This is a genomic window from Xanthomonas citri pv. citri (genome assembly GCF_000961215.1).
GTDB lineage: Bacteria > Pseudomonadota > Gammaproteobacteria > Xanthomonadales > Xanthomonadaceae > Xanthomonas > Xanthomonas cissicola.
Genome location: NZ_CP008996.1, coordinates 26,100 through 33,703, shown reverse-complemented (window position 1 = coordinate 33,703; position 7,604 = coordinate 26,100). Strand labels below are relative to the sequence as shown.

Sequence of the window (7,604 nt, the reverse complement as noted above, 5' to 3'; positions counted from 1 at the left end):
GACCCTAGAAAGGCTGTCGGCTTCGGGTTGCCTGCGTTGAAAAGCGGTCACCGTGCGCTACGCGCACACAAGCCTGCTGCGTGCCCGCCGAACGGTATGCAATCAAGCGCAAAACCGCTTGTATGATAAGAAGAATAATACTGTTATTCTTCTTATCATACAAGTATCGGAACCGTACATGGACCCCTCCCAAGACGCACGTGATCGCATCCTCGCCGCCGCTGATGCGCTGTATGAACAGGCCGGCCGTGAGGTCTTTCCGACCGTCGATGCCGTGCGCAAAGCGGCCAAGGCCAACATGAACGAGGCAAGCACCGTCATGAAAGAATGGCGGCGCACACAGGCGCGTCCGGCGTCGGTTGCCGTCCAGGTGCCCGAGCCGGTGCAGCAGGCCGCAGGCTTGGCGGTGGTGGCCATTTGGCAGGCCGCCCAAGAGGTGGCCAACGACGCGCTGCGCGCGGCCCAGGCCGGGTGGGAAGCCGAGCGACAGGAGGTGGAGGCACTGAGCCAGCAGATGGCCGACGCCTACGAGGCCCAGGCACTCGAGCTTGAAGCGGCCCAAGCGCGCATCGCCGAGCTGGACGCCGCCCTGCAGCAGGCCGTCACGGCAGCGGCGACCCACCAGGCCGCCCTTGACCAGGTGCGCACTGCATTGGTGGACCTACAGCAGCGGGCTAGCACGGCCGAAGCCCGCGCCAGCGAGTTACGCACCGAGCTGGATCGGGCGCACCTGGTTGCTGCCGAGCAGCGCAACGCTGCCGGCCAGGCCCGCGAGGAGGCAGCGAACCTGCGGGGCCGGCTAGCAGCGTTTGAGTCAGTGGCCGCCTCGCCAAAGGCTGGCCAGGCCAGGCCAGGCCGCGCGGGCGCGGCGCCAGCTAGCATGCCGTCAAGTGGGGCGGCAGGGCTTTCCTGCTAAAACTTAAAATTACAATAACGCTTTAACTTTTTTCTGTGTCGTCGTAAAATTACAGAAACGACAAAAAAGAAAGGATGAAAACATGATCGTCGGGGTTTTGAACCAAAAAGGCGGAGTAGGCAAAACCACCTTGAGCGTGAATCTCGCGGCCAGTCTGGCCCGCACTGGGGCGCGGGTGCTGCTGATCGACGCCGACCCCCAGGGCAGCGCCCTGGATTGGGCAGCAGCCCGCGAGGGCGAGCCGCTGTTTTCTGTGGTCGGGTTCCCCCGGCCGACCGTCCATAAGGATATTGCCCAGCTCGGGCAGGGCTATGACCACATTGTCATCGACGGCCCGCCCCGCGTCACCGACCTGGCGCGCAGCGCGATCATGGCCGCCGATGTGGTGCTGATCCCCGTTCAGCCCAGCCCCTACGACATTTGGGCGGCCGACGAGGTTGTGAAGCTGATTGAGGAAGCTCGCGTATATAAAGAAAAATTGAAATCTGCATTTGTGGTAAATCGTAAAATCGCCAATACGGCTATTGGGCGCGACGTGGGCGAGGCCCTGGCCGCCTATCCGGTGCCGGTGTTGGCGGCTAGTGTCACGCAGCGCGTTGTGTTCGCTGAGGCAGCGGCCCAGGGCCGGGCCGTGCATGAGATCGACCAAGCAGGGCCGGCAGCGGCCGAGATCGAGGCCGTCAAGGCCGAACTGATGGAGTTCGCACGATGAGCACGAAGAAAGTCCAGATCGGCACCAAGCCGACCAACAAGCCCGCCCCGGTCGCCGCTGATGCGTGGGTCGAGAGCCGTAGCAGCAGCGACGAGCCGGAGCAGATGAAGCGCCTCACCATCGACGTGCCCGATAGCCTGCATCGGCAGATCAAGACCGCTTGCGCGCAACGCGGCACCAAGATCGCCGATGAGGTGCGCGAGCTGCTTTTGCAGAAATACAGAAAACAGTAAAAACGCCTTTGCGTTTTAGCGGCTAAAAAGCGCGCCGGGTCACTTCCCACTGTCAATTCCAACGCTCGGTCCGGCCGCGATTGCGGCCTGCGCGCTCCGCTTGCCCCTTGATCGGTGGCCAGCCTGGGGTTCAGCCGACATACGTGTAAAAGTAGCTCACAAGGTCGGATTTCATCCATTGCATCAGTTCCTCATTCGCCCGATCAGGAAATCGCCGATACCGTCAATTGGCGCCGCACCCAGCACGGTCAGGACGCGTTGACGCAATTGGGTGAGATGGCACCTCCGTGGAGACGGCGTGTTCTGCCCGCCGATCCCAGCCCGTATCGGATCCAGGAGATACGGCAACACCGCCTCCACCGCGCCTCCACCTCCATACAGTCTGTGCCACTTGCCCCACCACCGGCAGTGGCGTTGTCCGGAGAGCTTGCCTTTGACCCGATGGACTTTCTGGACATACCAGACACTCCAATCTCTGCCTCAAGCGCCCCTGCATTGCAGGAGGTTGCCAACCAGTCGGAGCTGTCGGTGCCTGCGGGAGAGCCCGCGCCACCTGCGCCACCGCCGGCAGTGGCGTTGTCCGGAGAGCTTGCCTTTGACCCGATGGACTTTCTGGACATACCAGACACTCCAATCTCTGCCTCAAGCGCCCCTGCATTCCAGGAGGTTGCCAACCAGTCGGAGCTGTCGGTGCCTGCGGGAGAGTCTGTTGATTGCCCTGCAATCGCGCCCCCCCCTCCATCGAGCTATTCCCATGGCGTTGGACACTATCCCGCCCCTTCACCTTCAGCTTCATTGATAGCCAGTTCGTCCACGCATGCGACGGTCATGCCGGCTACCGCCAGCACGGGAAAGGGACCGACTCCCCCCGGCCTTCCCTCACAGGCTCCCGGCTCGAGCACGGCCCGGCCAATTCCCAGATCCACGCTGGCCGGGCGCAAGAAGGTGATCGACCCGGAAACGGGGGAACCCGTGTCAAAAGCCGCGCTGGCCAAGCGCCAGAAAAGAGGGTCGGCAGGGATTCGTGTAAAAAACAGCCAAAAGTGAGCTAACTCGCTGTCAGCACAGAAATTTTTCACAACCTTCTGCCGATCCTCCATGCGGGTCCGTGATCGCCTTCATGTCTGCGCCTCACCCTGGTCGTCGAGGGTTGCCAGGATCACCCGAAGTTGTGTACTGCCATGCGGCCTCGGAAGCTATGTAGGAACCACAGACCGCTAGTCTGGAGGCGACCATGTAAAGAGGTATGCCTGATGGATCCCATTCGTTCGCGCACACCAAGTCCTGCCCGCGAGCTTCTGCCCGGACCCCAACCCGATGGGGTTCAGCCGACTGCAGATCGTGGGGTGTCTCCGCCTGCCGGCGGCCCCCTGGATGGCTTGCCCGCTCGGCGGACGATTTCCCGGACCCGGCTGCCATCTCCCCCTGCCCCCTCACCTGCGTTCTCGGCGGGCAGCTTCAGTGACCTGTTACGTCAGTTCGATCCGTCACTTTTTAATACATCGCTTTTTGATTCATTGCCTCCCTTCGGCGCTCACCATACAGAGGCTGCCACAGGCGAGTGGGATGAGGTGCAATCGGGTCTGCGGGCAGCCGACGCCCCCCCACCCACCATGCGCGTGGCTGTCACTGCCGCGCGGCCGCCGCGCGCCAAGCCGGCGCCGCGACGACGTGCTGCGCAACCCTCCGACGCTTCGCCGGCCGCGCAGGTGGATCTACGCACGCTCGGCTACAGCCAGCAGCAACAGGAGAAGATCAAACCGAAGGTTCGTTCGACAGTGGCGCAGCACCACGAGGCACTGGTCGGCCATGGGTTTACACACGCGCACATCGTTGCGCTCAGCCAACACCCGGCAGCGTTAGGGACCGTCGCTGTCAAGTATCAGGACATGATCGCAGCGTTGCCAGAGGCGACACACGAAGCGATCGTTGGCGTCGGCAAACAGTGGTCCGGCGCACGCGCTCTGGAGGCCTTGCTCACGGTGGCGGGAGAGTTGAGAGGTCCACCGTTACAGTTGGACACAGGCCAACTTCTCAAGATTGCAAAACGTGGCGGCGTGACCGCAGTGGAGGCAGTGCATGCATGGCGCAATGCACTGACGGGTGCCCCCCTGAACCTGACCCCGGAGCAGGTGGTGGCCATCGCCAGCAATATTGGTGGCAAGCAGGCGCTGGAGACGGTGCAGGCGCTGTTGCCGGTGCTGTGCCAGGCCCATGGCCTGACCCCGGAGCAGGTGGTGGCCATCGCCAGCCACGATGGCGGCAAGCAGGCGCTGGAGACGGTGCAGCGGCTGTTGCCGGTGCTGTGCCAGGCCCATGGCCTGACCCCGGAGCAGGTGGTGGCCATCGCCAGCAATATTGGTGGCAAGCAGGCGCTGGAGACGGTGCAGCGGCTGTTGCCGGTGCTGTGCCAGGCCCATGGCCTGACCCCGGAGCAGGTGGTGGCCATCGCCAGCCACGATGGCGGCAAGCAGGCGCTGGAGACGGTGCAGCGGCTGTTGCCGGTGCTGTGCCAGGCCCATGGCCTGACCCCGGAGCAGGTGGTGGCCATCGCCAGCAATATTGGTGGCAAGCAGGCGCTGGAGACGGTGCAGCGGCTGTTGCCGGTGCTGTGCCAGGCCCATGGCCTGACCCCGGACCAGGTGGTGGCCATCGCCAGCCACGATGGCGGCAAGCAGGCGCTGGAGACGGTGCAGCGGCTGTTGCCGGTGCTGTGCCAGGCCCATGGCCTGACCCCGGACCAGGTGGTGGCCATCGCCAGCCACGATGGCGGCAAGCAGGCGCTGGAGACGGTGCAGCGGCTGTTGCCGGTGCTGTGCCAGGCCCATGGCCTGACCCCGCAGCAGGTGGTGGCCATCGCCAGCAATGGCGGTGGCAAGCAGGCGCTGGAGACGGTGCAGCGGCTGTTGCCGGTGCTGTGCCAGGCCCATGGCCTGACCCCGGAGCAGGTGGTGGCCATCGCCAGCCACGATGGCGGCAAGCAGGCGCTGGAGACGGTGCAGCGGCTGTTGCCGGTGCTGTGCCAGGCCCATGGCCTGACCCCGGAGCAGGTGGTGGCCATCGCCAGCAATGGCGGTGGCAAGCAGGCGCTGGAGACGGTGCAGCGGCTGTTGCCGGTGCTGTGCCAGGCCCATGGCCTGACCCCGGAGCAGGTGGTGGCCATCGCCAGCAATGGCGGTGGCAAGCAGGCGCTGGAGACGGTGCAGCGGCTGTTGCCGGTGCTGTGCCAGGCCCATGGCCTGACCCCGGAGCAGGTGGTGGCCATCGCCAGCAATGGCGGTGGCAAGCAGGCGCTGGAGACGGTGCAGCGGCTGTTGCCGGTGCTGTGCCAGGCCCATGGCCTGACCCTGGACCAGGTCGTGGCCATCGCCAGCAATGGCGGTGGCAAGCAGGCGCTGGAGACGGTGCAGCGGCTGTTGCCGGTGCTGTGCCAGGCCCATGGCCTGACCCCGGAGCAGGTGGTGGCCATCGCCAGCAATATTGGTGGCAAGCAGGCGCTGGAGACGGTGCAGCGGCTGTTGCCGGTGCTGTGCCAGGCCCATGGCCTGACCCCGGAGCAGGTGGTGGCCATCGCCAGCAATATTGGTGGCAAGCAGGCGCTGGAGACGGTGCAGCGGCTGTTGCCGGTGCTGTGCCAGGCCCATGGCCTGACCCCGGAGCAGGTGGTGGCCATCGCCAGCAATGGCGGCGGCAGGCCGGCGCTGGAGAGCATTGTTGCCCAGTTATCTCGCCCTGATCCGGCGTTGGCCGCGTTGACCAACGACCACCTCGTCGCCTTGGCCTGCCTCGGCGGACGTCCTGCGCTGGATGCAGTGAAAAAGGGATTGCCGCACGCGCCGGCCTTGATCAAAAGAACCAATCGCCGTATTCCCGAACGCACATCCCATCGCGTTGCCGACCACGCGCAAGTGGTTCGCGTGCTGGGTTTTTTCCAGTGCCACTCCCACCCAGCGCAAGCATTTGATGACGCCATGACGCAGTTCGGGATGAGCAGGCACGGGTTGTTACAGCTCTTTCGCAGAGTGGGCGTCACCGAACTCGAAGCCCGCAGTGGAACGCTCCCCCCAGCCTCGCAGCGTTGGGACCGTATCCTCCAGGCATCAGGGATGAAAAGGGCCAAACCGTCCCCTACTTCAACTCAAACGCCGGATCAGGCGTCTTTGCATGCATTCGCCGATTCGCTGGAGCGTGACCTTGATGCGCCTAGCCCAATGCACGAGGGAGATCAGACGCGGGCAAGCAGCCGTAAACGGTCCCGATCGGATCGTGCTGTCACCGGTCCCTCCGCACAGCAATCGTTCGAGGTGCGCGTTCCCGAACAGCGCGATGCGCTGCATTTGCCCCTCAGTTGGAGGGTAAAACGCCCGCGTACCAGTATCGGGGGCGGCCTCCCGGATCCTGGTACGCCCACGGCTGCCGACCTGGCAGCGTCCAGCACCGTGATGCGGGAACAAGATGAGGACCCCTTCGCAGGGGCAGCGGATGATTTCCCGGCATTCAACGAAGAGGAGCTCGCATGGTTGATGGAGCTATTGCCTCAGTGAGGCTCAGTCGGTGACTACCTGAGCGTCGGCAGGGATTGGTGTAAGTAACCTTTACTGACAGCGAGTTAGCCCACTTTGGGGTTCGGGGAGCAATGGAACAGGGAAGTCAGTTAAGCCTTCACCAGTGCCGGTCTGTACCTTCCATGCGGGCGTGGCTCTCTGAGAAACAGTGGCGGTCATCCGCACCGCAGGCGATGTCGGTTAGCAAATCGTTCACGGCTTCATCCAGCTCTTCATCCGTGTCATAGGGCACCTTCAGTTCATATTCCCCGTTCGGCCGCCGCGTGGCATCGTATTGGGCAAGATCAAAAAACTCGACATGCTCGATCGAGCGCTTCTTTCCGCGCACGAACTTGCTATTGTTCTCGATGCGCAAGGTCAGCAGGATGGTGGCGACCTTCGGCTGGTCAGCGTTTCCGCTCTCGACCACGGAGACGTTTATCGGCGACTGCGCCGATTGTTTGTACGGGCCGATCTCTACGCCGCGATGCCGCAGGTAGCTGTACAGCGTGCTCTTGGACAAGTGCAGTTTCTGCGCAATGGCAGCGACCGACAGCTTGCGCTCGCGGTATAGGGTCTCGGCCGCCAGCGCTGTCGCTTCGGCCTGCGGCGACAGGCCCTTGGGTCGCCCACCGACCCTGCCACGCGCCCGCGCGGCCGTCAGCCCGGCCTGGGTGCGCTCGCGAATTAGCTCGCGCTCGAACTCGGCCAGCGTGGCGAACAGGTTGAACACGAACCGCCCTTGGGCGCTGGTGGTGTCGATGGGGTCATTCAGGCTGAGCAGCCCGACCTTGCGTTCCATCAGGCTACCCACCAACTCAACCAGGTGCTTGAGTGAGCGTCCCATGCGGTCGAGTTTCCAGATCACCAGCACGTCGCCGCCACGCAACTGGCCCAGCAGTTCATCGAGCGCTGGGCGCGCGGTCTTCGCGCCGCTCGCAACGTCCTGATAAATGCGCTCGCAGCCGGCCGCCTTGAGGGAGTCCACCTGCAAGGCTGGGTTCTGTTCGCGCGTGGATACGCGCGCATAGCCGATTTTCATCGTAATATTTTGCTTTACTCGTTAATTTTTAATAATATCAAACTTTGATTGTACAAACCACTATTACAGACTGCTTGTTGGCTTACGGACACCTCGCGCCGATCGCCCCATCAGAGTTCATAAAAACGATCGTTTTATTGAACCGTTGCAAAAAAAA

General features: G+C 63.4%; 5 protein-coding genes and 1 pseudogene. 5 read left to right on the top strand and 1 reads right to left on the bottom strand.

Features of this window, described 5'->3' with window-relative positions; translation table 11 throughout:
• Positions 1 to 178 precede the first annotated feature (178 nt).
• The 5 genes and pseudogenes from AMD14_RS00175 (at position 179) to avrBs3 (ending at position 6,405) form a co-directional block, all read left to right on the top strand.
• Positions 179 to 916 carry a DNA-binding protein gene (locus tag AMD14_RS00175; protein WP_011052960.1) on the top strand — a complete coding sequence of 246 codons (738 nt, stop codon included), beginning with the start codon at positions 179 to 181 and terminating at the stop codon, positions 914 to 916.
• Between the two features lie 82 nt (positions 917 to 998).
• Positions 999 to 1,628 carry a ParA family partition ATPase gene (parA, locus tag AMD14_RS00170; protein ID WP_015463817.1) on the top strand — a complete coding sequence of 210 codons (630 nt, stop codon included), beginning with the start codon at positions 999 to 1,001 and terminating at the stop codon, positions 1,626 to 1,628.
• The gene (locus AMD14_RS00165; RefSeq protein ID WP_015463816.1) at positions 1,625 to 1,861 is read left to right on the top strand and encodes a plasmid partition protein ParG; all 237 of its coding nucleotides are present in this window, start codon (positions 1,625 to 1,627) and stop codon (positions 1,859 to 1,861) included. The genes parA and AMD14_RS00165 overlap by 4 nt, the downstream gene beginning before the upstream one ends.
• 195 nt (positions 1,862 to 2,056) lie before the next feature.
• Positions 2,057 to 2,248: pseudogene (locus AMD14_RS25605) on the top strand (hypothetical protein); the annotation flags it as partial.
• 866 nt (positions 2,249 to 3,114) lie between these two features.
• The gene (gene avrBs3, locus AMD14_RS00155) at positions 3,115 to 6,405 is read left to right on the top strand and encodes a type III secretion system effector avirulence protein AvrBs3 (RefSeq protein ID WP_045720653.1); all 3,291 of its coding nucleotides are present in this window, start codon (positions 3,115 to 3,117) and stop codon (positions 6,403 to 6,405) included.
• 118 nt (positions 6,406 to 6,523) lie between these two features.
• Here avrBs3 and AMD14_RS00150 read toward each other — a convergent pair whose 3' ends face one another.
• Positions 6,524 to 7,447, bottom strand: a complete 924-nt coding sequence (locus AMD14_RS00150; protein WP_003491216.1) for a recombinase family protein — start codon at positions 7,445 to 7,447, stop codon at positions 6,524 to 6,526.
• Positions 7,448 to 7,604 lie beyond the last annotated feature (157 nt).